Origin of the sequence: Chryseolinea soli (assembly GCF_003589925.1) — a bacterium.
GTDB classification, from domain to species: domain Bacteria; phylum Bacteroidota; class Bacteroidia; order Cytophagales; family Cyclobacteriaceae; genus Chryseolinea; species Chryseolinea soli.
The window spans coordinates 1,784,024-1,809,205 of record NZ_CP032382.1; the positions used below are offsets into that span (position 1 = coordinate 1,784,024).

16 protein-coding genes are annotated in these 25,182 nt (G+C 52.1%); 7 read left to right on the forward strand and 9 right to left on the reverse strand.

The annotated features are described in order from the left end of the window. Nucleotides 1–27: 27 nt before the first annotated feature. The gene (locus D4L85_RS07695) at nt 28–3,057 is read left to right on the forward strand and encodes a PVC-type heme-binding CxxCH protein (protein WP_119753781.1); all 3,030 of its coding nucleotides are present in this window, start codon (nt 28–30) and stop codon (nt 3,055–3,057) included. 72 nt (nt 3,058–3,129) lie between these two features. On the opposite strand, the gene D4L85_RS07700 is transcribed toward D4L85_RS07695, so the two are convergent. Further along, nucleotides 3,130–6,132, reverse strand: a complete 3,003-nt coding sequence (locus tag D4L85_RS07700; protein ID WP_119753782.1) for an AsmA family protein — start codon at nt 6,130–6,132, stop codon at nt 3,130–3,132. Between the two features lie 151 nt (nt 6,133–6,283). After that, on the reverse strand, nt 6,284–7,717 hold the full coding sequence (locus D4L85_RS07705; protein WP_119753783.1) for an aldehyde dehydrogenase family protein: 1,434 nt from the start codon (nt 7,715–7,717) through the stop codon (nt 6,284–6,286). A gap of 118 nt (nt 7,718–7,835) precedes the next feature. On the opposite strand from D4L85_RS07705, the gene D4L85_RS07710 reads away from it, so the two are divergent. Continuing rightward, entirely contained in the window at nt 7,836–8,660 is an 825-nt protein-coding gene (locus tag D4L85_RS07710; protein WP_160143598.1) for a hypothetical protein, read from the forward strand. Between the two features lie 13 nt (nt 8,661–8,673). Here D4L85_RS07710 and D4L85_RS07715 read toward each other — a convergent pair whose 3' ends face one another. From D4L85_RS07715 to lysA, 7 genes are all read right to left on the reverse strand, one after another. After that, on the reverse strand, nt 8,674–9,378 hold the full coding sequence (locus tag D4L85_RS07715) for an OmpA family protein (protein WP_119753785.1): 705 nt from the start codon (nt 9,376–9,378) through the stop codon (nt 8,674–8,676). A gap of 18 nt (nt 9,379–9,396) precedes the next feature. After that, on the reverse strand, nt 9,397–11,427 hold the full coding sequence (locus D4L85_RS07720) for an OmpA family protein (protein ID WP_119753786.1): 2,031 nt from the start codon (nt 11,425–11,427) through the stop codon (nt 9,397–9,399). 132 nt (nt 11,428–11,559) lie between these two features. Then, nucleotides 11,560–13,851, reverse strand: coding sequence for a patatin-like phospholipase family protein (locus D4L85_RS07725; RefSeq protein ID WP_119753787.1), 2,292 nt, complete (start codon nt 13,849–13,851; stop codon nt 11,560–11,562). Nucleotides 13,852–13,934: 83 nt separating this feature from the next. After that, entirely contained in the window at nt 13,935–15,221 is a 1,287-nt protein-coding gene (locus D4L85_RS07730) for a M23 family metallopeptidase (RefSeq protein WP_119753788.1), read from the reverse strand. A 220-nt stretch (nt 15,222–15,441) separates the two neighbouring features. After that, the gene (locus tag D4L85_RS35050; RefSeq protein WP_160143599.1) at nt 15,442–16,797 is read right to left on the reverse strand and encodes a protein-disulfide reductase DsbD family protein; all 1,356 of its coding nucleotides are present in this window, start codon (nt 16,795–16,797) and stop codon (nt 15,442–15,444) included. Between the two features lie 283 nt (nt 16,798–17,080). Next, the gene (locus D4L85_RS35055; protein ID WP_119753790.1) at nt 17,081–17,578 is read right to left on the reverse strand and encodes a protein-disulfide reductase DsbD domain-containing protein; all 498 of its coding nucleotides are present in this window, start codon (nt 17,576–17,578) and stop codon (nt 17,081–17,083) included. Between the two features lie 87 nt (nt 17,579–17,665). Then, nucleotides 17,666–18,898, reverse strand: coding sequence for a diaminopimelate decarboxylase (gene lysA / locus D4L85_RS07745; protein WP_119753791.1), 1,233 nt, complete (start codon nt 18,896–18,898; stop codon nt 17,666–17,668). Nucleotides 18,899–18,970: 72 nt separating this feature from the next. Here lysA and D4L85_RS07750 point away from each other — a divergent pair, with 72 nt between their 5' ends. The 5 genes from D4L85_RS07750 (at nt 18,971) to D4L85_RS07770 (ending at nt 25,145) form a co-directional block, all read left to right on the forward strand. After that, nucleotides 18,971–19,732 (forward strand): alpha/beta fold hydrolase, encoded by a 762-nt coding sequence (locus D4L85_RS07750; RefSeq protein WP_119753792.1) that lies wholly within the window; start codon nt 18,971–18,973, stop codon nt 19,730–19,732. Between the two features lie 12 nt (nt 19,733–19,744). Next, nucleotides 19,745–20,617 carry an aldo/keto reductase gene (locus D4L85_RS07755; protein ID WP_119753793.1) on the forward strand — a complete coding sequence of 291 codons (873 nt, stop codon included), beginning with the start codon at nt 19,745–19,747 and terminating at the stop codon, nt 20,615–20,617. A 208-nt stretch (nt 20,618–20,825) separates the two neighbouring features. Further along, nucleotides 20,826–23,675 carry an excinuclease ABC subunit UvrA gene (gene uvrA, locus D4L85_RS07760; RefSeq protein ID WP_119753794.1) on the forward strand — a complete coding sequence of 950 codons (2,850 nt, stop codon included), beginning with the start codon at nt 20,826–20,828 and terminating at the stop codon, nt 23,673–23,675. 4 nt (nt 23,676–23,679) lie between these two features. Next, a complete protein-coding gene (locus D4L85_RS07765; RefSeq protein WP_119753795.1) occupies nt 23,680–24,849 on the forward strand; it encodes a MauE/DoxX family redox-associated membrane protein in 1,170 nt (389 codons plus the stop codon). A 47-nt stretch (nt 24,850–24,896) separates the two neighbouring features. Then, nucleotides 24,897–25,145, forward strand: a complete 249-nt coding sequence (locus tag D4L85_RS07770; protein ID WP_119753796.1) for a hypothetical protein — start codon at nt 24,897–24,899, stop codon at nt 25,143–25,145. Nucleotides 25,146–25,182 lie beyond the last annotated feature (37 nt).

Sequence of the window (25,182 nt, forward strand, 5' to 3'; positions counted from 1 at the left end):
CCTTTCCCCTTCCTAGCCAAGAATCTTATGTTAACATTCCATTTTCGCCCGGCCGCTCTGCTGGGCATGGTGGCCCTGGCCGCCTTCAGCTGTCAACAGAAACCCTCGGGCGCTGGCGGCGAACACTCTACGGAAAGCTCCCTGGCCGATCTCAAAGTGCACGATGGCCTGGAAGTGACCCTCTTCGCTTCCGAACCCATGTTTTCCAATCCCACGAACATTGCCATCGACGAACGCGGCCGTGTTTGGGTGTGTGAAGCTTATAACTATCGCAGCGAATACAACATCAAAAACCCCGTAAAGAAGGAAGGCGACCGCATCATGATCCTGGAAGACACCGACGGCGACGGCAAGGCCGACAAAAGCAAGGTGTTCTACCAGGGTACCGACGTGAATTCAGCCCTTGGCATTGCCCTGTTGGGAAACAAGGTGATCGTTTCCTGCAGCCCGAATGTATTTGTGTTTACCGACGATAACGGCGACGATGTGCCCGATAAAAAAGAGATCTTCTTCAAAGGCATTCAGGGCCTGCAACATGATCACGGCATGCACACTTTTGTGTTCGGGCCCGACGGACGTCTGTATTTTAACTTTGGGAATGCCGGTGTGTCGCTGCTCAATCCCGCCGGCGACACCGTCGTAGATGTTCACGGCCACAAAGTGGTCACGAACGGAAAGCCTTTTCGCGAAGGCATGGTGATGCGCTGCGATGTAGATGGAAGTCACGTGGAAGTCTTGGGAAATAACTTCCGGAACAATTTTGAAGTGAGCATCGATCCCTACGGCACGATGTGGCAATCCGACAACGACGACGACGGCAATAAGGGCACGCGCATCAACTACGTGATGGAATATGGCAACTATGGCTACCGCGACGAGATGACGGGCGCCAGCTGGGGTTCGCGCCGCACCAATATGGAGAAGGAGATTCCCTTCCGCCACTGGCACTTGAACGATCCGGGGGTAGTGCCGAACGTGTTGCAAACCGGTTCAGGCTCTCCGGCGGGCATCACAGTGTATGAAGGCGATCTGTTGCCCGAAATATTCCGCGGCCAGATGATCCACGCCGAACCTGGGCACAACGTCGTGCGGTCTTATCCTGTGGAAAATGATGGCGCTGGTTATAAAGCTACGATCGTAAACATCCTGGAAGGCCAGAAAGATCAATGGTTCCGCCCCAGCGACGTAGCCATCGCACCGGATGGTTCTTTGTTTGTTGCCGACTGGTACGATCCGGGCGTAGGCGGCCACCAGGTAGGTGATCTGGATCGCGGGCGGATCTACCGTGTGGCACCGACCGGTTCCAAATACACCACGCCAAAAACAGACATCAGCACCATCGACGGTGCGCTGACCGCCCTGCTAAATCCCAACGCCGCCGTGCGCTATCTGGGATGGAATGCCCTGGCCGCCGCCGGCGACAAAGCGGCGCATGCTTTGGAAAAAATCTGGAAAGGAAATAACGCCCGTCAAAGAGCCCAGGCCTTGTGGCTTCTCACCCGGCTTCCCAAAAGCGACGACTACCTTGCCCAGGCCTTGGGTGATGCTGATGCAAACATTCGCATCACGGGTATCCGGGTGGCACGCTTGCTGAAAAAAGATATCCTACCCATAGCCATGAAGTTGCAAAGCGATACATCCCCTCAGGTTCGTCGCGAAGTCGCCTTGGCGATCCGGGGAAATTCATCTGCCGAAGCCGCAGAGATATGGACAGCGTTGGCGCAGCAATACGATGGCAAAGACCGTTGGTACCTGGAGGCGCTTGGTATCAGTGCAGAAGGAAACTCGGATGCGTATTTCAGCGCCTGGAAAAAGAAAGTCGGTGCCGATTGGAACACGCCGGTGAACCGCGACATCGTGTGGCGAAGCCGCAGCAAATATGCGATGCCTTTGCTGGCGGAGCTCATCAAAACATCGAGCGACCAGGAAATGCTGCGCTACTTCCGTGCGTTCGACTTCCAAACCGACGCATCCAAACAGCAGGTGCTCACTCAACTGGTGCAGCAAAGTCAGGGCGACCGGTTGCTCTATGCTTTGAAACACATGGACGCCTCAAAACTAAAAATGACACCCGCCATCACAACGGCGCTAAACAAAGTGCTGGAGCAAAAGAAGGGGAAGATCGAATTTGTGGAGCTTGTCACGTTGTTCAAGCTGCAAAATCGCTCGAACGATCTGCTGCAACTGGCGATTCACTATCCCGACAGTGCAGTCGGAAAAGAATCGGCAAAAGTGCTCTTGAACTGGAACAAGACCGACCTGATGCAAAAGACCATCAACGGCAGCAACAAAGACAACGCCCAGGCAATGGTGAAAGCCCTGTGGCCGCTGATGTATAATTCGAAAACCATCTCCATCATGGAGTCGATCATGATGGACAGCACGAAGGACATCGAACTGCGAAAACTGGCCGTGAAAACCTTTGGCGGTCCGTGGGAAGCCGAAGACCGTTTGCTGGAGTTGGCCAAGGAGAACAAGATACCCACCGACCTGCAAACGGCGGCCGGCGGTGTATTTCAAACGGCATGGCGTGGCACATTGCGAGAGGAAGCGGCCAAATATCTGAAGCTCCCGGGCAGCAAAGCCGGTACGGCACTTCCGTCCATAGCGGTCCTCGCAGACAAGCACGGCGACGCTGCCAAGGGACAGCAAGTCTTTAAGACACTTTGCGTCACCTGTCATAAAGTGAAAGGCGAGGGCGTGAGCTTTGGGCCGGAACTCAGCGAGATCGGCGACAAGCTCCCCAAGGAAGCGCTCTACACATCCATTCTCTTTCCCGACCAGGGCATCAGCTTTGGCTTTGAGGGCTACCGGTTTAAGCTCAACGACGGTTCTTCTGCTTTCGGGCGTATCGTTTCTGAAACAGAGGACAAGGTAGAGGTGCAATACATGAGCAACCAGCAAACGGTGGCCAAGGAAAACATCGCGTCGCGCACCAAGCTGGAAACGTCGCTGATGCCTTCCAACCTGCAATCGTCCATGACGGAAGAGGAATTGGTTGATCTTGTTGAATACCTCAGCACGTTGAAGAAAGACGAGCGCGTCAGTAAGAACTAGGACCATCTTGTCAGACACAAAAAAAGAGGCTATCCCCTTAGGACAGCCTCTTTTTTATTCGCGTTGCGCGATTTAATTTTTCTTCTTCTTCAAGAAATTCTGGATCTTTTGTTTGGCTTCGTCCTCCACTTTTTTCTGAACGTCTTCGGTGGTAACGGGTTTTGCCTTGGCGGTATCGGCAGCAGCAGTTTTGGTGGTATCCTTTTTCTTGGTACCTAAAATGTCGCCGACAATTTTCTCAGCATCGGTTCCTTTCACGGCTTTCTCCAAGGCTTTTGTTCCTTCTTCCTTGGCCACGTTGGTCACCGCTTCCTTCACTTGTGCTTTTTGTTCCTCCGACACCAGCGACGCTTTGGGGCTGTTGTAGTTTCCACCCAAAGCGATTGTCACTGGAACGTTGCCGTTGGGATCGGTCTTGGCTCCGCCCGAGGTGTTTTTAGCAATGAAGGCATTGTACTCTGCGCCCAGTTTCCCAGCGGGCACGTCCATCTTCAGGAGGTAGGCAAGCGAACCGTCGAGGCCCGTGCTGCCGGCGACGTTGGTCTTATAGTTTCCAAACTTCACGTCGAAGGGCTTTACATTCAAGCGGCCGTCTTTGATGCTGGTGGACATCAACACATCCTTCAGCGTCACCTCGTCTGAGTTTTCCAGTTTGGTGAGCGAGGTAATGCCGGAGATCAGTTTGGATTGCGTCAGGGCTGCCTGGGCGATCTTGATGAGACCGTCGCCGCTCACCGTCGCCATATTCGGCATCATGGTGGGCAACAGTTCGCCGCTGAGCTTGAAGTCGGTAGAGAATTTGCCATTGATCAAACCGGCAATGGGTGCATAGCTTTGCACGATCGATGACTTGTTGGCGGCTTCCTTCATCGACACGCCATCGATCTTCAGACCGAGATCGTATTTGGGGTGTTTGATGTCTTTCGTATTGTAGGTTCCGTTCACCACAAAGCCTCCACCCAGCATGTTGAATTTCAATCCGCTGAGGTTGGCCACACCGTCCTTCACGATCACATCGCCCGAGGCGTTGGTCATGTTGTAGTCCATGAATACCACTTTCTGAATATTCGACTTCAATACAAAGTCGATATTGTCTGGTACCGGAAGCACGCCAAGACTAGCAGTGTCGGTGGTGGTGGTCGTCTCGGTGTCGGTCATGAATTCGTTCAGGTCGAGCAGGCCGGAGCTGAAGTTCACATTTCCCTTGATGGTTTCATTCTTCCCAAACACATAGCCGAGGTAATTCAGCACAGAGCCGTTCACACTGATGTCGCTACGTCCGATTTTGCCTTCCAGCTTTTGCAGGTCGATCTTCTTGGGGTCGAAGACCATGGTGGCCTGTGAAAGTGTTACGGCATAGGGCAGGTCCTTTGACGTGTACTTGAAATCGGTCAGCGACGCTGTTCCGCTGGTGGGCAGGCGATCGTATTTTTCGGCCTGCAGGTCGGAGTATTTTCCTTTGGTTTCCAGATCGGCTTTCACTTTTCCGGCCAGGTTCATGCCTTCAACGGGGAAGATCTTCGTGATCTTTTCGATATCAATGCCACCCTTCGCTTTCAAATCCCAGGTGTAGTCGTCAAGATTTTGCAAGGCCAGGTTGGCGTTGAAACGTTCGCCGTCCATGAGCATGGAAAGGTCTTTCACGGTGATGAACGTCTCGGCCATTTTTCCGGAGGCATTCTTTATCGTGGAATTAAATTTCAGGTCTTCAATGGGAATGGGAAACTGCGAAGATTTCACATAGCCATTGGCCAGCGACATGGAAGCGTCGATGGCCGGGATGATTTTCTTCAGGCTGTCGTAAACGCCTTTTGCGCTGAGGTTAAGGGCATAGTTGCCTTTCATCTCCAATCCTTCCATGGGGAACATCTTGCTCAACTCGGCCAGGTTTAGCTTAGCCATCACGTTGGCGTCGAGGTTGGTGGGATACATTTTGGTGATGAGCGCTTTAGCATCTACGGGGTTGGTGCCGAAATCGAGGTGAAGTTTTTTCAGGTCGATCACGGTGTTGTCGATCACGCCGTCTTTGTTATCCACCAACAGGTCGACGTTGATGTTGTTAATGGCCGTGGGCAGCTCGGGATATTTGAACATGGCGTCCTTCACCAACAGGTTCACGTTGAAGGCAGGCATTTGTTTTTCGCTGTAGGTACCTTTCACAAAACCATTAAAGGCTAGCTCGCCCTTGGTCTCGATGTTGTTGAAGCTTTTGGTGTAAATGCCCGGCACGAGCGAGAGCAGGCTCTTGAATGAATTCTCGGGGCTCTTGAACGAGATGTCCATGCCAAAGTCTTTTTCATTCATCTTGAACCAACCGTCGAAGCTCATGGCAAAGTCATTGACCTTGGCTGAGTTTTCTTTGAAGGTGTATTTGGTATACTGTTCCGCAATGGAGATAACCGCATCGATCTCGACGTGTTTGTTCGTCAGGTAATCCGTGCCGCCATAGCCTACCGTGACAGAGTCCGCTACGGTTTTTGTTTGCAGATCAAAAACATCTTGGGTGAAGTCGCCGCTGCCGGAGTGGTTCAAGCCCTTCAATTCCATTTTAAAAGGGAGCGACTTATCGTCATACACCAACTCGCCGTCCTGGATTTCCCAGTGGTCGATGCCGAATGAAAATTCGCTTGAACCTTCTTCTGTGGTCGTGGTATCGGACGAAGGGATGGCAATGTCGTAGTTGGCGCGGCCATCTTCCATCACGAGGACGGTGATCCTGGGACGCACCAGGGTGATCCCTTTCAGCCGCAGCTGGCTTCCAAAAAGAATTTCTTTCAGGTTCACCTCCACTTCAAATTTCTCGGTGGCAAAAAGCATTTCGCCTTCAAACGGTGCGCGATTGATCACGCCCAAATCGCTCATCTCCGCGGTGATGTTGGGGAAATTCCGGAAAAGTGTCAGATTAAATTTATCGACGTCAAACATCACATCGGCGTTCACCGACTTGGCCAGTTCCTTCTTTATGGCGGCCTGGATGTCATCTTTAAATACAATAGGAATGATAAAGGCAGCAGCCAGGATCAACACAACCAATCCACCGATGACAATAAAGGTCCATTTAAGCGCTTTTTTCATATATGAGATATTGTTTTTGAATAACGATTCAGGGGTTAAAGTTACTAAAGAGAAGATTAAATCTGCCTAACGGAACGGCATGTTAAAATCGTGTGCCGGTCGTTCAAAGAATTTTCTTATTCTGTTACAGGCCGTTAGGAGCCTTCGTCGCTTAAAAAAGCTTGAGGAACCAATCCATCAGTTTGCGCACACCGGCCGTGTAGGGCGGGTAAAACACGTTGGCCGTGGTGAACCCACGGCGTTGTTTCAGCACGGCCTTCTCGTTCGAAAAGGCCAGGAAACCCGCATAGCCATGCGATTTGCCGATGCCGCTGTTATTCACACCACCAAACGGCAAGTCGGGGTGCATAAAATGAACCCCGCAATCGTTCACACAGGCGCCGCCCGATGACGTTTCTTCCAACACGCGCGTCTCTGTTATTTTATCGTTAACAAACACATACAGTGCCAAAGGTTTCTGTTTCCCGTTCACGATCGCCAGGGCTTCGTCGATCGTGTCATATGCCAGCACGGGCAGAACCGGGCCAAAGATCTCTTCCTCCATCACCCTTGCCTGCAGGGGCACGCCGGTAAGGATCAGCGGGTGAATGAAACGCGACGCCGCATCCATCTTTCCGCCGAACTCTATTTTCGCGCCTTGTTGCAGTGCATTTTCCACCAGCGCATGGAGGCGTTCAAAATGTTTTTGATTGACGATGCGGCAGTAATGCGCAGAGTTTTCGAACGGCTCGCCTTTCTCGGTGAAAAGCAATTGAGTTTGTTCCATCAATGCCCTCGTAAAATCGGCCGCTTTTGTTTTGTCTACCAGCACATAGTCGGGGGCGAGACAGGTTTGCCCGTTGTTCAGGAACTTGGTGAAGGCAACGCGTTTGGCAGCGTCTTTCACATGGGCCGACGCGGTCACGATCGCCGGCGATTTCCCCCCCAACTCCAGGGTCACCGATGCCAGGTTTTCGGCCGCCGCCTTCATCACCAACTTACCAATGGCCGGGCTGCCTGTGAAAAAAATATGATCAAACGGAAGCTGCAAAAGCGCCTGCGAAACTTCCGGCCCTCCTTCCCACACGGAGACCACGGCACCCTCAAAGATCTCCTCCACCATCTTGTGGATCAGCACAGACACGTGCGGCGTAAGTTCCGAGGGCTTTATGATCACGGCGTTGCCCGCCGCCAGCGACGACACCAACGGACCCACACAAAGGCTGAACGGATAATTCCAAGGCGACAGGATCAGGCACACGCCGCGCGGCTCATATTGGATAAAAGAGCGCGTGCCCAATAGTGTTAGCGGCGCATCAATTTTTGTTGGCAGCGTCCACTCCTCCAGGTTGTCCAGGGCGTGCTTCAATTCTGCCAGCACGTGGTAGATCTCGATCGCATCCACCTCCGTGGGATTCTTTCGGAAATCGGCATACATGGCTTCCTGGATGTCGCGGCGGTGATCGTGTATCCAGGCCCGGAGTTTTTCCAGGCGGGCCCTCCGGTTTTGGATGGGCTCTTTGCGCAGGCTTTTGACGGCCGCCTGGTGGCGCGAAAAGTCGTCTGCAGGGGAAATTACTGCCGGGGTGGAGGCTATGGCTTGCATCCCTCAAAATAGCCAAAAAACCACCACTTCGCCTCATACATTACGCCCAGGTTATTTAACATGGATATTTGTTAAGTATATATTATATTTAATAATAGAAATTTAACATTAACGTAACATGAGGAGTTGGGTGGTTATTTTTCTGATCCCCTTTATGGCTTTTGGCCAGGGAGAAGAAATTGGACAGACGTCCCGCCTCACCTATTATTTCTCCCTCTACAGCCAGGCCGACGGCCCCACCACGGTCGATGTGGACGCGATAGTCGATTTTACCAACAAGCTTGAGCAAAAACGTACATCGTTCCGCAAGGAAAAAGACTTCCTGGAATATCTCTTTGTCAAGACGCATCGCCAGTTCCTGAAGACCTATGTGGAACAATCTTCTTTCCGCGACCTGACGGAAAATAAGAAGTACAATTGCCTCTCGGGAACGGCGTTGTATGCTTTGCTGCTCGACCACTTCCATATTCCCTACCGGGTCATGGAGACCAACTATCACATCTTTGTATTGGCTACAACTGCCGAAGGCACAGTGTTATTGGAAGCGACAGACCCGCTGCACGGTTTTGTGGACAAGGACAAAGTTGTCGAGGCGAGGATCGAGCAATACAAACAAAACGCACTACGCAGTGGCGCTCCATCCAAGACCTACTATAAATACGAAGCCAATCTTTACAATGAAGTGAACCTGGATCAGCTGTTGGGATTGTTGCATTATAATTTATCCGTCGTGGCCTTCAACGCGCGCGAATTTCCCGTGGCCGTTCAGCACTTGGGCAAGGCGTTGGATCTCTATACATCGCCACGCATAGAAGAGTTTTCACGCATCCTGATCCTCTCCGTGGTGGGAAGCGACCTGGATGTGTCGGTAAAAGAAAAATATCTGCGCAGCATTCAATCGCTCCGCAAGAAGCAGCTTGCCATGACGGCCAGCGTCCAATAAAAAAATCCGTTTCTTAGTTCTCGAGAATGCGCAGCTCCACGCGACGATTCAGGCGGTGCGCTTCCGGTGTGTTATCCCGCGACAGCGGCTGGCTACCACCGAAGGCTTTCGTTTTGATACGGCCCTTGGCGATATCTTTCTCTACCAGGTATTTCTTCACCGCGTCCACGCGCATCTGCGACAGCTTCAGGTTTTCTTTCGGGTCGCCCTGGAAGTCGGTGTGACCTTCCAATTGAATCACCATCTTTTTGTTTTGCTGCATCATGTTCAGCACGGCCTCCAATTCGGAATGCGAGTCGGGGCTGAGCCGGGCCTTGCCTACCTGGAAGATCAGGTTGTCGAGGCGGATCACCTTTCCCACTTCCGTTGACGGTGCCGAACTGCCCGTGGTGAGTTCGATGTCTTTGATCACGTTCTTTCCGTCTTTCGCTTCGGCGGGATCGAGCATGTATTTGGCCACCGAGTAGCCCGGGGCCTCCACGATGATCGAATATTTTTCGTTGCCGAACATCGGAAAGGAATACGCATTGTTATTGAGCACCCCAACCTTGTTGCCATAGGGCAAGCTTTGGTAGGTGATGCGGGCCGTCACCGGTTCTTTGGTGCTGGCGCTGAGGATTTTTCCTTGGGCTACAATCAGACTGTCTTCCGTTTGGCAAAGGGAACTCGTGGTGATGAAGAAAAGCGGGAATACCAGCTTAAAAAATTTTCTTCCCATATAGGTTTATGTTTAAGATTATAGTTTCAAAATCTTGAATTCAACCCTACGGTTTTTCTTTCTGCCCTCTTTTGTTTCGTTCGACTCTGTAGGCTTGGTTTCTCCAAAGAACAATACGGTCATGCGGTCTTTGGGTACGCCTTTATCACTAAAATATTTCATGACGGCTTTCGCTCTCCGTTCCGATAAGCCCAGGTTGTATTGCTCAGGACCCGAGGTATCGGTGTGGCCGGAGATCTCGATCTGCATGTTCGGTTTCTCTGTCATTAAAGTGACCACGCGATTCAACTCCGGGAAGGATTCCGACTTGAGGGTGGCTTTGTCGAAATCAAAGAACACGTTGTTCAACACGATCGTGACATTCTCGGCGATGGTCGCCACGGCGATCGGATCGAGGTTGAAGTCTTTGGCAATGACCTGGTCGGCTTTGATGTCGCGGGTATCCAGGTTTTGACTTTCGGAAAGTTTTCCATCCGCTTCGGCGCGCAGGCCATAGAGGTGGCCGGCAGGGAGTCTGATCTCATACTCGCCGGTCTCGGGATTGGACTGGGCTATGCCCACGCCTTTGCCGTCGGGCAGGCGTTCATACACGATCTTGGCACCCAGGGGCTGACCGGTAGTTTTGTCCACGATCTTGCCGCGCACGGTGATCCAAGGTTCGGGATTTTTGATGATGGGCAGCTTCACGCGGAAGATGTCCGTGTTGGTTTCGCTCACGCCGCGGGAATAATAGGCAAACTCGCTCGAGGCAGGTATGTTGAAGAAGAGGTCTTCCAGGGGCGAGTTGATCTCCGGTCCGAGGTTTTCGGGTTCCGACCAGTTGGTCCACGTGTCATCCAGGCGTTTGGACACGTAGATGTCGCTGCCGCCGTAGCCGCTGAAGCCGTTGGAGGAGAAGTATAAGGTCTTGTCGTCGGAGGCGAGGAAGGGAGCGGTTTCTTCGTTGGCGGTGTTCACCACGTCTCCCAGGTTTTTGGGTTCCGTCCAGCTGCTATCCGATTTCATAAAGGAAACATACAAGTCGCGGCTGCCTTTGGTGTCCTCGCGCTCTACCGACATGAGCAATGTCTGGCGGTTGTCGGTGAGGAAATAGTTTGCCTTTTCGTTGTAGTTATAGTCGTTGTCGATGTTGAGGGCTTTGGGCTTGGTCCATTGGCCATTCACATTCGAGCTGATGGAAACACCGGCCTCCATCTTACCATTCTTTGTGTACTTGTTACCGAGCAACATGATGGCTGACTTGCCATCGGGGGTTACCGAGCGGATTGTGTTCACAAAGTTCGGTCCGGCGTTGTTGAACTCGCGGCCCATGTTCTGGGCCAGTTGCCAGTGGCCTGCCGAATCCAATTGAGAATACCAGATGTCCTCCTTGTCGTTCACACCACCGATATTTTGCGGGTGGTTCTTCCGGCTGAAATAGAGTGTCTTTCCATCGGGCGACAGCAAGGGGTTTAATTCGCTGTACTCGCTGTTCACATTCTTGTCCAGGGCTTCGATGAGAATGCCGGATGCCAGCAGTTGCATCGTCGGGATGTCGGCGATGATGGGATAGTTGGAGTCGGAGATGGCCACAGCGTCGATGCTGTAATAGTCGGGCACGGCGGCACCGTCGAACTCGATCTTGATGGCAGCCACCTTATAGGGCGTGGGGTCCATGAACAGGTTCAGCATCCGGCCCTTGAGGGGTACAGCGCTGGGGTTGAGTGTATTCACGACATATTCTTTGCCGGCTTCATCGTAGGCCAGCACGCGGTAAATGGCGCTGGGGTTGTGAGACTCGGCGATGGCAATCTGACGGATGCTGATGGGGTTGTCAAAACCCAGTTTCAAGAATTCTTTGCGTTTGGGTTTGTCGGGAGCCCAGGCGTTTGGACTTTGACCGCCGGCCGGCAGCACGTTGGGCTTGCCCAGGGCCTGTTTAGCCGAGTATTGGACGGGCGTAAGCTCTGATGAAAACTCAATAACTTTGGATGCCCATTGAACCACTTGGGCTTTTGATGTAAGGGTAATTCCCGCCAATAAGATTAGGGAAAGTAGAAAACGCTTCATGCACACGTCGGGTTAAGAATTCTAGTTTTAAACTTAGCTAAAAAAATCAAATTTCGGCCCAAAACAGTACATCAAAAAGGAATTAAAATGCTAGAGTCCAATGTTTGAGGCCCCCAAGCCTTTACCTATCCTTTATTCCAGCGAGTGTTTGTTAAACAACAGGAAGCCCACGTGTAACAAAATCCCCAACTGGTTCTCTTTGTCATCATAATAATTGACGCAAAGGCTGAGGGGTCCGATCGGTGAGTGGAAGACAAGATTGGCCGAGCCCGCGAAGAAGATCGTGCTCAGGTCTGCTACATTCACGGCTTCCTGGTCGGCGTTCTCACGCAGGTATTCCCAGGGTTTGAACAGGTAGGCTTCCAACCGAAAATCGAGCTTGCTTCGAAGGGAAAACACGTTGCGTATGCCCCCTGCGAGGTAGTTGAAGGAACGGAAGTTTTGCAGGATCAGCGTCCGGCTGTCCTGGATGGGAAAGAAGGAGGGCGCATTGATGATGGTGCCAAAGTAGTTTTGAAAGGCGGGCTGGTTGGAGATCACACCTTCCACCAGGAAACCCAGCTTATACCAGCCAAAGTTCACATACTGTTCGGCCGACCCCCTCAGCCGGAACCAGGAGTGATGGAGCGACACAGGCTCTGTCTTCACCGAAGTATTGCCTGGCGTGAACCGTTCCCGCACGGAAAAGTATTCGCCGGAAAACGAGTAGGCCCTTCCCGCTGAAGCATATTGCCGCCGGTTCAACGTGTTGGTCGAGAAACTCAGACCGGTTTTGTATCCACTCAGCCGGAGTTCATCCGGTTTGTCGGTGCTTATAAAAACTTCTCCATTGATATAACGGTCATAGGTGCTGATGCCCTCGATGCTTGCAATGGCCTTGAATGAATTTTTTACCGGCACGCCAACGTGCACGCCATACTTCCGGTTGATGCGGCGGAGCACGGTGGGCGACGAAACGGTTGCGAGGAGATCGTCGTTGTTCAGGTAGTTCCAACTGTCGAACTCCACGAGAGGCTCTATATAAAATTGGTATGGAAAATCCAGGCGCACTTTGGCGAGGGCCGATTTATAAAAATTGCCGGTTTGAAAACCCACCGACGTGTGGGTCAGGATCTTATTAAAGGAGTAATAATTCAATCCCAGAAAAACGTTGCTGATGTCGCGCGTGGCAATCACGCCGCCAAAGCCGATCTGAAAATTTTGCTGGGGACGGCGCGTGAGTTGGAAATTGAAGTTGTTCTTCTCATGATTATACAGTATGCCCGGGTAGGCGTTGCTGAAATAATCCTCCGACACCAGGTTGAAGTAGCCTTTTTTGATTTCGCTGTAGGTAAACTGATTTTGGTTTTTCCGGTTGCGGAAGATCGCGCGTATATACCCCCGTTGGTTCGAGTTATAGCCTTTGAAAAGCAAGGCATCGAAAGCCATGGGCACATTCTTGTTGTTGAATTGGTTGCGTTTCACCATCACCTCCTCGCAAGCGGCCCGTGCGGCGATCTTCTGTTTGATCTCGGGCATCTGGCGCATCGTTTGCGCATAGCCGCTGTCGATGAAGCTTTTCACCTGCGCGAAATCATAGGACGTGAAGCCTTTCAGGTTGGGCTGGATGTATACGCCGTTTTTCGGAATGCGCTTGGGATCCGACTTGTCCAACAGCAAATACAGCAGCGAGTGCGAGATCAGCCGCTCGTCCTGATCGTAAGGATATTCATCAAAGATCTTTCCCGACACATTCACGCCTACAATGACGTCGGGTTTGAAATCGCGCTGGGCAACGTCTACCGGAAAATTGTTGTAGACCCCGCCGTCGAAAAGATATTTGCCGTCTACGCGGATGGGGTTGTAAAAAAACGGAACGGTTTGCGTGGCGCGGAGGGCGTCGCTGAGCGAACCTTTGGCGAGGATCACTTCGTTTTGGGTGAAGATCTCGGCCGCCACGGCGCGGAATGGCACAAACAGGCTGTCGAAGTTGTTGCGCGAGATGGCCGAGGCCTGCGCCATTTTTTCGGCCAGCACAAAATTGAGCGACACGTCGTTGGCGATGCTGGAGTTGAGCTGAAAATTAAAGGTGGAGTCGAGCGCCAGGTTCACTTTCAGGAACTGTGGCGTTTCTTCGGGGCGATGGTAGTAGTAATTGTAGCCGGTTTCGGGGAGGCCGTTGATCCAACGCAAGAATTGATCGGAAAGCACAAGGTCTTCGATCGCCGAAGGGCTCATGCCGGCGGCGTAGCATCCCCCGATGATTCCCCCCATGGAAGTGCCGACTACGTAGTCGACGGGAATTTCATTTTCTTCCAGGGCTTTCAGCACGCCCACGTGGGCCAATCCTTTGGCAGCGCCTCCGCTGAGCACAAGCCCCACCTTTTGAGCGTGGACGAGAACCGTCGCAGAGAGAAAGCATACCAGTAGCGCGTGTCGCTTCATGAAACATTTGTTTAGCAAAAAAAGCTAAGAAATGCACATGATCTCCAAAGTGGAGCAAATAAAAGAAATGAGACGAAAAAGAATTAAAGTGAAGCGATCGGATCCTGCTTCTGTTCAGGGAACGGAATGGCCTCCAGCTTCTTGATGAGATCATCCTTCACCTTGTTGAAGTCGGCCACATGGTCTTTCTTCACCGGTTCGGAAGGGGGAAGCTCAACGCGCAGGGCGTCTACTTGCACACCGTTGCGCCAGAAGCGATAGCAGAGGTGCGGGCCGGTGGCCAAGCCTGTGCTGCCCACATAGCCGATGGTCTGGCCTTGTCTCACCCGCGTGCCGGCGCGAACGCCGTCGGCGATGCGCGACATGTGGAGGTATTGTGTGGTATAGGTGCCGTTATGGCGCACTTTCACGTAGTTGCCGTTGTTGGATTTGTATTGCGCTTCTTCCACGATGCCATCGCCCACGGTACGGATAGGCGTGCCCACAGGAGCGGCGAAATCGGTGCCCAAGTGTGCCTTCCAGCGCTTTTGCACGGGATGGAAACGGCTCATGGTGTAGCGTGAGCTGATGCGTGTGAATTCGATGGGATATTTCAACAATGCCTTGCGGGTGCTTCTGCCTTGATCGTCGAAGTAGTCAACGCCGTCGCCCTGATCGAAAGGGACTGCATAGTAGGGGCTGCCAAAGTGTTCGAAGTAAATGCCGTTGATTTGCTTGATGCCTACGGATTGTCCTTCTACTTGCGCTTCTTCATAAATGAGTTTGAACTTGTCGCCTTTTTGCAGGCGCTGGAAATCTACCTGCCATCCGAAGATGTCGACAAATTTATTGGTGAGTTCGTGGGAGATGCCCAGTTCTTCGATGGTCTCGCTCAGGTTGGAGCGGATCTCGCCGGCAACATTTTTTTCGACGATCACCACATCGCGTTTGTGCACATCTACCTTCAGCGAGTCGCCAAAACGGAAGATGATGTATTCGATGGGGTTGGGTTCGTATACCAGCACTTGCGCCGTTTTGGCCGAGTCCTGGTTGCAGAGCAGTGTATATTTCTTGTTGGGGGCGATCTTGCGCACATCGAAAATGCTGCGCGAAATCAGCGATACCTGGTGGATCAGCTTAGCGGGTACGTTGTAGGCCGTGAGGATGTCGCCCAGGCGCTCGTTGCGTTTGATCTTGTCTTCAATAACGGTGTAGTTGTCCACCACCATCCCGTAGAGGATGCTGGGTTCTTTTACAACGGCCTGTTGCACGGTGTCGGCTTTAGCGACTTCCGTTTCGACCAAAGTAGGAAGGTAATACTTGTTGACGAGCACGACTGCTACGGCGAGCAGGGCAATGACTAAAAATCCAAACCAGCGTTTTTTTTGCATGAGGGTCTTGTCTTTTGGCCTTTCGGCATTAAAAAATAGAGTGACAAAGATACAAAGTTTAAAAAATTGACCTACGCGATGTAAGAAACACCTTGTAATTCAAATATAAGGGTTTGTTTGAGAATTAAAAATCTCACTGAAGGGGTCTTAACCCTTCTGGATCTGGGCATTGTGCAGAAATAAACCCAGGACTGGAATGTGCGAATTAGGAGTTAAAACATCATTTTGATGCCAGCTCCGAGAATTTCTTCTTGGCGCTGTCCAGGAACTTCACGAACTCCTTTACATCCTTTTTATACCCGTAGGGCGACACCAATACTTTTTCATCGTTACCCTCCAGGATGTAGAAAGGCTGCGCATTGTTGTTGAGGTTTGCGATTTGAAGATCAGCATTTTGCTTGCCGATCGTCTTTTTCACTTTGTTGTCATATTTAGAGGTGTACCACTGCGACTCGGGGAGTTCGGTTTTGTCGTCTATGTATAAGGCGACGACCACGAAGTCGTTTTGGAGTCTTTTCAATACCTCGGGGTCGGACCAGACCACGGCCTCCATTTCGCGGCAATTGGTGCATCCGTGACCCGTAAAATCTATAAAAAGAGGTTTTTTCTGTTGACGGGCGCAGGCCAGGGCCTGGTCGTAGTCAAAATAGCCCTGCAAACCGTGGGGCAGGTGGAGGAACTCGGCATACTTGGGCTCGTCACAGATCTGGTTTGCCGGGGTATTGCGCGAGATCAAATCAAAGTCATGGGTATAGAGCGGGGGCAAATATCCGGCGAGGGCTTTCAGGGGCGCACCCCACATGCCCGGAATGAGATAAACCAAAAAGGTGAAGGACGCCATGGCCAATACCAGACGGGGAACGCTCACCCGTTTGTCTTCAGCGTCTTTGCCCGTGTCGCCCGGAAGGCGGAAAGCTTTCATAAGATATAGACCGAGCAAAGCAATGACGACGATCCAAATGGCAATGTTCACTTCCCGGTCCAGTATTCTCCAATGAAACGCCTGGTCGGCGATGCTGAGGAATTTAAACGCCAGGCCGATTTCAATAAAACCCAACACCACTTTTACGGCATTAAGCCAGCCGCCCGATTTGGGCAGTGTACTTAGCCAGCCTGGAAAGAAGGCAAAGAGCGTAAACGGAATGGCAAATGCGAGCGAGAATCCGGCCATGCCAATCACGGGTTTGAGAACCTCGCCACCGGCCGACGACACCAGGATGCTGCCTACCAATGGACCCGTGCAAGAGAACGACACCAGCACCAGTGTAAACGCCATGAAGAAAATACCAACCCAGCCGCCTTTTTCTGATTTCTGATCCATCTTGTTGATGAACGTGCCGGGTAATGTGATTTCAAACAATCCCAAAAAGGAAAGGCCAAACACGATGAACACGGCAAAGAAAATGATATTGGGTAGCCACTCCGTTGAGAGGTGGTTGGCGGTTTCAGGACCCATGAGGGGCGCGACGGCCAGACCGATCACGGTATAAATGGCAACAATGGAAAGTCCGTAGACGATGGCGTGCATTTTTGTTTTGCCTCCGCCGGTGAAGAAGCTCACCGTCATCGGCATCATCGGGAAAACACAGGGCGTTAGCAACGCTACTAGTCCCGCTACAAACGACAACAGGAAAAAGCCCAGAAAAGAATTTTTTGACGGATCGTCTTTGATCAGCGAAGGATCTAATTGGGGGCCTTTGTTTTTGCCGTAGGTTTTTGCCGGCGATGCATTGCCAACGGTGGCGTTGGCAGCTGAGTCGACTTTTGTTGTGGCGGGGATTGCTTCGAAAGTCGCTGGCTCCGGAGAAGATACCTGAGCTTCGGTTTTTATCTTTGCCGGTGCGGGGTTGGCGGATTTTTCACCGGAGTTTTTTTTTTTCGCCCGTTACCTTTACCGGTCCCACCTGCAAATCGCCCATGATGGGAACGCATTTCCCTTCTGCTGTCGAGCAGGATTGCCCTTCATAGCTGGCGCTGATCTTCAAGTTTGCCGACAGCACTTTGATCTTTTGACGAAACTCGCCCGTGCCCTCAAAGATCTTCACATCGCAATCGAATTGCTTGTCGTGTTTGGTGTGGTCGCCTACGCCCCGGAGGCCGCCGACTAAACTGAAGCTGGGATGTTTCTCCAGCGTCACGCTCATGGGTATCGGACCGCAATCCTCATCGAACCCGACAGAATAGAGGTACCAGTCTTTATCGATGGTGGCTTTAAAAACCAATTCGATCTCGTCGCCGACCGCTACCGGTTTGGTGGGTGTTTCCACGGTGAGCTTGGCGGGCTGCAAAAGCTGCGCCTGGCTCACGCCGAGCAGGAAAACACTAAAAATGAGGCTGAATGCGAACCGTTTCAACATGGGATCAGATTTTCGAAGTGCTAAAATAACGAACGGTTTCTCAAAAAAGTTGATGCCACTCGTGTAAAGGTATTCCAGGCGACAATTCTACACGTCTATTTCCACCTGGTGTTTCAGGATATCGTCCAGCGTTTCGCGTTCGCGAATCAGTTTGGCCTCGCCGTTGATGACCAGCACTTCGGCCGGGCGGAGCCGCGAATTGTAGTTGGACGACATGGAAAAACCGTAGGCGCCTGCGTTTTTCAAGGCCAGGACATCGCCTTCGCGAACCTCGTTGAGCTTGCGATCGGCCCCAAACGTGTCGGTTTCGCAGATATAGCCCACTACGGTATAGACTTTGTTGCCACCCTTCGGATTGGAGACGTTGAGAATGTGGTGGTAGGAATCGTACATCATGGGCCGGATGAGGTGGTTGAGTCCCGAGTTCACACCCACAAACGTGACGGTGGGGGTGGACTTCACGATGTTGGCTGTCACCAAAAGTGTTCCGGATTCGCTGACGATATATTTTCCGGGCTCTATCCACAGCTCCAGTTTGCGTCCGTAGTGCTGGCAGAAGTCGGTGAATATTTTGGTGAGCTTCAAGCCCACGTCGTATACGTTCGTGACCATGTCGCCTTCCTTGTAGGCCACTTTGAACCCGCTGCCAAAGTCGATGAACTTGAGATCGGGAAAATCGTTGGCTACGCTGAAAAGGATCTCGGCCATTTTCAGGAAGATATCCGTTTCCGTGATCTCCGAACCGGTGTGGACGTGGAGACCGTGAATTTGTATGCCGTATTTATCCACCACCTCGCGGATCTGCGGAAGCTGGAAGACCGAAATACCAAACTTGGAGTTGCTGTGGCCGGTGGAGATCTTGTAGTTACCACCCGCCAGAATGTGGGGGTTGAGGCGGATGCCACAGGGATATGTGCCCTTGTACTTCTCACCAAACTTTTGAAGCGACGACAGGTTGTCGAGGTTGATGCCCAGCCCCATGCTCACGCCTTCCGCGATCTCGCTAAAGTCGACGCCGCTGGGCGTGAAAACGATTTCGTATGGGGTGAAGCCTGCCTTGAGGGCGATGTGGGCTTCCTGGAGGGAGACCACTTCGATGCCGGCTCCATTTTTCCGGATCAATTTTAAAATGGAAAGGTTGGTGAGGGCCTTGGCGGCGTATTTAATATTCACGTCCGTTCCCGAAAAAGCGTTCCGCAGACTTTTGATCTGGTCGGCGATCTTGTTGGCGTCGTACACATAGAGTGGTGTGCCGAATTGCCGGGCGATGTCCAGCACGGGGAGGCCTTGGATCGAATAGGTTCCGTCTAACAATTCCATTGGTAAAATTAAAAGTGTCAAATATACCGCACGGGGTCTTATATTCTGCTTTCCCCTTATTTAATTTGCCGCATGCAATTATTTTTTAGGGAATACGGCGCAGGCCGGCCGCTCATTATCCTCCACGGACTGTTCGGCTCCAGCGATAACTGGCTAACCCAGGCCAAACTTTTCTCCACCCAATTCAAAGTATACACCGTCGACCAGCGCGATCATGGCCAGTCGCCACACAGCACAGCCTTCGACTATCCCTCGATGGTGGCCGACCTGGCTGAATTTATCGACACGCACAACATTCAGAATCCGGTGATCATCGGACACTCCATGGGGGGCAAAGTGGCCATGAATTTTGCGCTGGCGCATCCCGACAAGCTGGAGAAATTGATCGTTGTGGATATTTCTCCCCGGCTCTACGACCTGGAGCACTATGTGATCGTGAAGGGACTGAACGCCATCCCCATCCACAGCATCGCCTCGCGCAACGAAGCCGACGCCCAGTTGGCCGAATACGTGCCCGAGTCCGACGTGCGCCAATTTTTGTTGAAAAATCTGCAGCGCAAGGCCGAGGGTGGATTTTCGTGGAAGATCAACCTGCCCCTCATCAGCGCCCAGCTCAGCAACATTGGGGTGGACCTTCAGGTGCAGGGAACGTTTGAAAAACCCACGCTTTTTATCCGCGGCGTCCGCTCGAAATATGTGCCCGACTCCGATTGGCCCAAGATCACCAGCATCTTCCCCAACGCCCGCCTCGAGACCATGGAAACCGGCCACTGGGTGCAGGCAGAAAAGCCCCAGGAGTTTGTGAACGTGGTAACGCAATGGTTGAACGCATAACCCGAATTTTACATGGAACGCAAAGCCCTTCATAAAGACGGCCCCATCTTTTCACGCATCGTCGTCGGCGCCTGGCGCTGGAACATCGCCGTGGAAACGGTAGCCCAACTTATTCATAAAGCCCTGGACATGGGCATGACCACATTTGACCACGCCGACATTTATGGCGACCACAGCAACGAGGAGATCTTTGGCCGCGTGCTGAAACAAGATCCGGGGTTGCGGCAGAAGATGGAGATCGTGTCGAAGTGCGGCATCAAGTTCCCGTCGGCCAAACGGCCCGAGTCGTGGGTGAAGCACTACGATACATCGAAGAAGCACATCGTTTGGTCGGCCGAAAATTCGCTGAAGATGTTGGGCACCGACCGGCTCGACCTGCTGCTGATCCACCGGCCCGATCCGTTGCTGGATCCTGAAGCGGTGGCCGAAGCTTTCTCTTTGCTCAGACAAAGCGGTAAGGTGCTGCACTTTGGCGTTTCCAACTTCACACCCTCGCAGTTTGAAATGCTGCAAAGCTATTTGTCCTTTCCGCTGGTGACCAACCAGCTTGAAATTTCCATCACCCACCACAGTCCCTTGTTCGATGGCCATGTGGATGTGCTCATGAAACACCGCGTGGCACCCATGGCCTGGTCGCCTTTGGGTGGAGGTTCGCTGATGGATCAGCACCTGGAGCAGATCTTTTCAAAGGCCCCGGCCTACCAGGCAACACCGGCGCAGCTTTCGCTGGCGTGGTTGCTGCGCCACCCGGCGTCGATCTTTCCCGTGATTGGCACGACCAAACCCGAGCGTGTGGCAGAAAGTGCGAAAGCCACCGACATTCACCTGGATGTACAGGATTGGTTTGAGATGTTGAAGGCTGTTCAGGGGCGGGAGATGCCTTAAAGGGTAAAGGGATTTATATTGGTACTGCGTTATCTTTTTTCGAACCATTCGCTGGTTTCATCCGTTTAATTTAGCTTGACCTTTTCGCTATGCGAAAGCGTCAATTATTCGATTAGTTCCCGGTTTCTCTTTTAGTTTATGTATTTTATTTTTTAGTTGTACTGCAACAATAAGGCGTACATTTTTGTATTCTTCTTTAATACCCTTCATGGCCAAATCAGCAGCGAAAAAGAAATTTGACTCTACGGGCCACGATGTCATCGAGATTGTCGGTGCCCGTGAACACAACCTGAAAAACATTTCCGTCAGCTTTCCGCGCAACAAGCTTGTGGTGATCACCGGCATCAGCGGAAGCGGCAAATCGTCGCTGGCCTTCGACACGATCTATGCCGAAGGGCAACGCCGCTACATGGAAAGCTTCTCGGCCTATGCGCGCAGCTTCATGGGCAACCTGGAGCGCCCCGACGTGGACAAGATCAACGGTCTGAGCCCCGTCATTTCCATCGAACAAAAAACTACTTCCCGCAACCCGCGCTCCACGGTAGGTACCGTCACGGAGATCTATGACTTTATGCGCCTGCTGTTTGCCCGCGCCGGCGAAGCGTTTTCGTATCTCAACGGCGAGAAGATGGTGCGCCAGTCGGAAGACCAGATCCTGGATTCGTTGCTGACGCATTTCAAAAACAAAAAGCTCGTGTTGCTGGCGCCGATCGTTAAAGGACGCAAGGGGCACTACCGCGAATTGTTTCAACAGATCCGTAAGTCGGGCTATACCAAAGTGCGCGTCGATGGCGATGTGCAGGAGATTACCGCCAAGATGCAAGTGGATCGTTATAAAATTCACGACATCGAAATCGTGGTCGATCGCATTGTGGGCGACGACAAAGACCGTGCGCGCATCGGGCAATCCATCAACAAGTCACTCAAAGAAGGCAAAGGCATCATGATGGTGATGGAAGAAAATGGAAAGGTGCATCACTTCTCCAAATTTCTCATGGACCCGAAAACCGGCCTGGCCTATGACGAGCCCGCACCTAATACGTTTTCATTCAACTCGCCTTATGGCGCTTGTCCCACGTGCAACGGTCTGGGTCAGATCGAAGAGATCACCGAAGCTTCGGTCATTCCCGACAAATCGCTCAGCATTAGCCGGGGTGGCATTTTGCCGTTGGGGGAGTATCGCGACATCTGGATCTTTAAAAAAATAGAATCCATTTTGAAGCGGTACAAGGCCACGTTGAGCACGCCCATCAAAGACATTCCCAAGGATGTTATTCAAATCATGCTCTATGGCGACGACGTGCCGGTGGCGGTGTCGTCGGTAAAATATCCGGGTACGGAGTGGAACACAAAGTTCGAAGGCATCATCAGCTTCCTTGAAAAGCAGCGCGATGAAGGATCGGAGGCCATCAAGAAATGGGTGGAGGATTTTACGATCGTGAAGACCTGTCCGGATTGCCACGGCATGCGTCTGAAAAAAGAATCGCTTCATTTCAAGATCGACGACAAGAACATTGCCGAGCTCGCCATGCTGGACATCACCGCGCTGCAGAAATGGTTCGAGGGTTTGGAGAAACGTCTCAACGAAAAGCAACGCGTGATCGCCACGGAAGTGCTGAAAGAGATCCGCAAGCGCATCGGCTTCCTGCTGGATGTGGGCCTGGACTATCTCAACCTGAACCGGCCCATCCGCACGTTGAGTGGTGGTGAATCACAACGCATACGCCTCGCCACCCAAATTGGAACGCAACTGGTAGGCGTGCTTTATATTTTGGACGAACCCAGCATAGGTTTGCACGCGCGCGACAACGTGAAGCTCATCAAAGCGCTGAAAGATCTTCGCGACCTGGGCAACTCCGTGGTGGTGGTGGAGCACGACAAGGACATGATGCTGGAGTCGGACTACATCCTCGACATTGGACCCGGTGCGGGCCGGCATGGAGGCCACGTGGTGGCAGAAGGTGTGCCGGAAGAATTCTTGAAAGGCAACAGCTCCACGTCAAAGTATCTGAACGGCAAACTCAAGATCCAGATCCTTCATGAACGGCGCAAGGGCACGGGTCAAAAAATAAAGCTCACCCAAGCGAGCGGCAACAACCTGAAAAATGTGGACCTCACCATTCCGCTGGGCACGCTCACGTGCATTACCGGCGTTTCGGGAAGCGGCAAATCCACGTTGATACACGAGACATTGTTCCCGTTGCTCAATCAATATTTCTACAATTCGCGCACAGAACCGTTGGCGCATAAAAAAATAGAAGGACTGGAGTTGGTCGACAAAGTGATCGAGGTCGATCAGTCGCCCATCGGCAGAACACCGCGTTCGAATCCCGCTACCTACACCGGCGTGTTCTCCGACATCCGCGATTTGTTCTCACAATTGCCCGAGGCCAAAATCAGAGGCTATAAAACCGGTCGCTTCTCCTTCAACGTGAAGGGTGGCCGCTGCGAGACCTGCGAAGGTGCGGGCTTGCGGTTGATCGAAATGGAATTTCTTCCCGACGTCTACGTGCCCTGCGAAACCTGCAAAGGCAAACGCTACAATCGCGAGACGCTGGAGGTTCGCTTCCGCGGAAAATCCATCAGCGACGTGCTGGACATGACCGTGGAAGAGGCCGTAACGTTTTTCGAAAATCAACCGAAGATCCTCCGGAAAATTCAAACCCTCAGCGAAGTAGGTCTCGGCTATATTTCCTTGGGACAACATGCCACGACGCTCTCGGGTGGCGAAGCCCAACGCGTGAAACTGGCGACCGAACTTTCGAAGCGCGACACCGGAAAAACATTTTACATCCTCGACGAGCCCACCACCGGCCTCCACTTCCAGGACATCGCCCATTTGCTGGATGTGCTTCAGAAGCTGGTGGACAAAGGCAACACCGTGCTGGTGATCGAACACAACATGGACGTGATCAAATCGGCCGACTACATCGTGGACATGGGGCCTGAAGGCGGTGAAAAAGGCGGACGGGTTATCGCCCTGGGAACGCCGGAGGAAGTTTCGAAGAACCCGGCCAGCTACACCGGAAAGTTTTTGAAGCTTGAATTGAAGGCCTGATCGCGTGAAAAATTTCGAAAGGCAACCGACCGATCTTTTCACGCGTGTCGTTGCGTTTTCATTTTTGTTGGGCATCGGGTTGAGTTTTAAACTTTGGGTTTCCGATCGCCAGTTTCCACTCGTGCCGGCACATTCCATTTTTCTTAGCGTGTTGCAGCCCATCGATGGCTTCTTGTTGATCGTGTTGATCGGTTCTTTGGTTGCCTTACTGTTCACAAAAAAACAATGGATCGTCGCGCTCATGTTGGCATCGCTCCTGCTGCTGGTGGCCGAAGACCAGATGCGGCTTCAGCCGTGGGTATATTTATATTTTCTCATCTTCCTTCCTTTTGCATTCCCACAACAACCCGGAGATGCAACCTTCGTCTCGCGTTATCTTCAATGGATCTTTGTGGCTTGCTATTTCTGGAGCGGCCTGCATAAGATCAATCCGAATTTTATCGATAAAACATTTCAGGATGTGCTCCGTCATTTGTTTAGCATGTCCCTTCCCGAACGGTATAGGATTTTTGGTTACGTCATCCCTTCTGTGGAGATCGGCATTGCCTTTCTCCTAGTCTTTGTTAAAACCCGGCGGGCCGGTGTGGTTGTCGCACTGGGCACCCATCTTTTTATCCTGTGGTATTTAAGTCCACTGGGCATCGACCAGAACTATGTGGTGTATCCCTGGAATGTCGCGATGATGGCTGGCGTTGTTTTACTTTTCTGGAGAAATGAGGAAACACTTTTCGCATTTCCAAAAGGGAAGGTGTGGCGCGCATTTCAGTTGAGCTCGCTTGTACTTTTATTTGTCCTGCCGTTGTTGAATCTGGCCGGCCGTTGGGATCATTATTTATCGTTCTCGCTGTATGCCGGCAAGACCCATCACCTCTTTATCGCCATCGAAGAAACGGAAGCAAAAAAATTGAACGGCCGCTACGACAACTATGTGGTGGCGTTACCCGGTGTGGCCGGCGGTCGCATCATTGGTGCCGATGCATGGTCGATGAACGAACTTCACGTGCCGGTCTATCCCGAGACGAGGATCTTCAACAGCATTGCGCGACAATTTTGCAGACACGAGATCCCGGAAGGAAAAATGGTGTTTATGGAATGCCAGTTGCCCCTTTCACAGAACGCACTCCAGACGTTTGGATGCGACCTTATTCGTCACCCTAATTACACCAACCCCTGATTTGCATTTTTGCAGGAAGCCAGTAGCTTGCAACCTGTCTCCCCACTATGAACGCACGCACTCGACAATATCTTTTCGGATTCATTTTTTTTGCCGTGGGCATCTATCAGCTCACCCGGCACGACGCCCTGGAGGCATCGCTATACATGGCCGCGGGGACGGCCTTTGTGTTCAACAGCCTGGCCATGGAGCCGCGGCTGCTCGCCTACAAAAAGGGGCTGGTCATCGTCACCTGGGCACTTATTATCGGCACCGGCCTGTTGCTGTTGTGGCTGGTCCAATTCAAATACCTCTAACCATCCACATAAAAGACCGGAAACCGTGGCGCGGTTT

What these genes read in the sequence shown, in the direction of transcription:
- D4L85_RS07755 (WP_119753793.1), top strand. Translation starts at nt 19,745, where the DNA reads ATGGAACGCAAAGCCCTTCATAAAGACGGCCCCATCTTTTCACGCATC.
- D4L85_RS07750 (WP_119753792.1), top strand. Translation starts at nt 18,971, where the DNA reads ATGCAATTATTTTTTAGGGAATACGGCGCAGGCCGGCCGCTCATTATC.
- D4L85_RS07720 (WP_119753786.1), bottom strand. Translation starts at nt 11,427, where the DNA reads ATGAAGCGTTTTCTACTTTCCCTAATCTTATTGGCGGGAATTACCCTT.
- D4L85_RS07695 (WP_119753781.1), top strand. Translation starts at nt 28, where the DNA reads ATGTTAACATTCCATTTTCGCCCGGCCGCTCTGCTGGGCATGGTGGCC.
- D4L85_RS35050 (WP_160143599.1), bottom strand. Translation starts at nt 16,797, where the DNA reads ATGATGCCGATGACGGTGAGCTTCTTCACCGGCGGAGGCAAAACAAAA.
- lysA (WP_119753791.1), bottom strand. Translation starts at nt 18,898, where the DNA reads ATGGAATTGTTAGACGGAACCTATTCGATCCAAGGCCTCCCCGTGCTG.
- D4L85_RS07705 (WP_119753783.1), bottom strand. Translation starts at nt 7,717, where the DNA reads ATGCAAGCCATAGCCTCCACCCCGGCAGTAATTTCCCCTGCAGACGAC.
- D4L85_RS07725 (WP_119753787.1), bottom strand. Translation starts at nt 13,851, where the DNA reads ATGAAGCGACACGCGCTACTGGTATGCTTTCTCTCTGCGACGGTTCTC.
- D4L85_RS35055 (WP_119753790.1), bottom strand. Translation starts at nt 17,578, where the DNA reads ATGTTGAAACGGTTCGCATTCAGCCTCATTTTTAGTGTTTTCCTGCTC.
- D4L85_RS07770 (WP_119753796.1), top strand. Translation starts at nt 24,897, where the DNA reads ATGAACGCACGCACTCGACAATATCTTTTCGGATTCATTTTTTTTGCC.
- D4L85_RS07730 (WP_119753788.1), bottom strand. Translation starts at nt 15,221, where the DNA reads ATGCAAAAAAAACGCTGGTTTGGATTTTTAGTCATTGCCCTGCTCGCC.
- D4L85_RS07715 (WP_119753785.1), bottom strand. Translation starts at nt 9,378, where the DNA reads ATGGGAAGAAAATTTTTTAAGCTGGTATTCCCGCTTTTCTTCATCACC.
- D4L85_RS07700 (WP_119753782.1), bottom strand. Translation starts at nt 6,132, where the DNA reads ATGAAAAAAGCGCTTAAATGGACCTTTATTGTCATCGGTGGATTGGTT.
- D4L85_RS07710 (WP_160143598.1), top strand. Translation starts at nt 7,836, where the DNA reads ATGAGGAGTTGGGTGGTTATTTTTCTGATCCCCTTTATGGCTTTTGGC.
- uvrA (WP_119753794.1), top strand. Translation starts at nt 20,826, where the DNA reads ATGGCCAAATCAGCAGCGAAAAAGAAATTTGACTCTACGGGCCACGAT.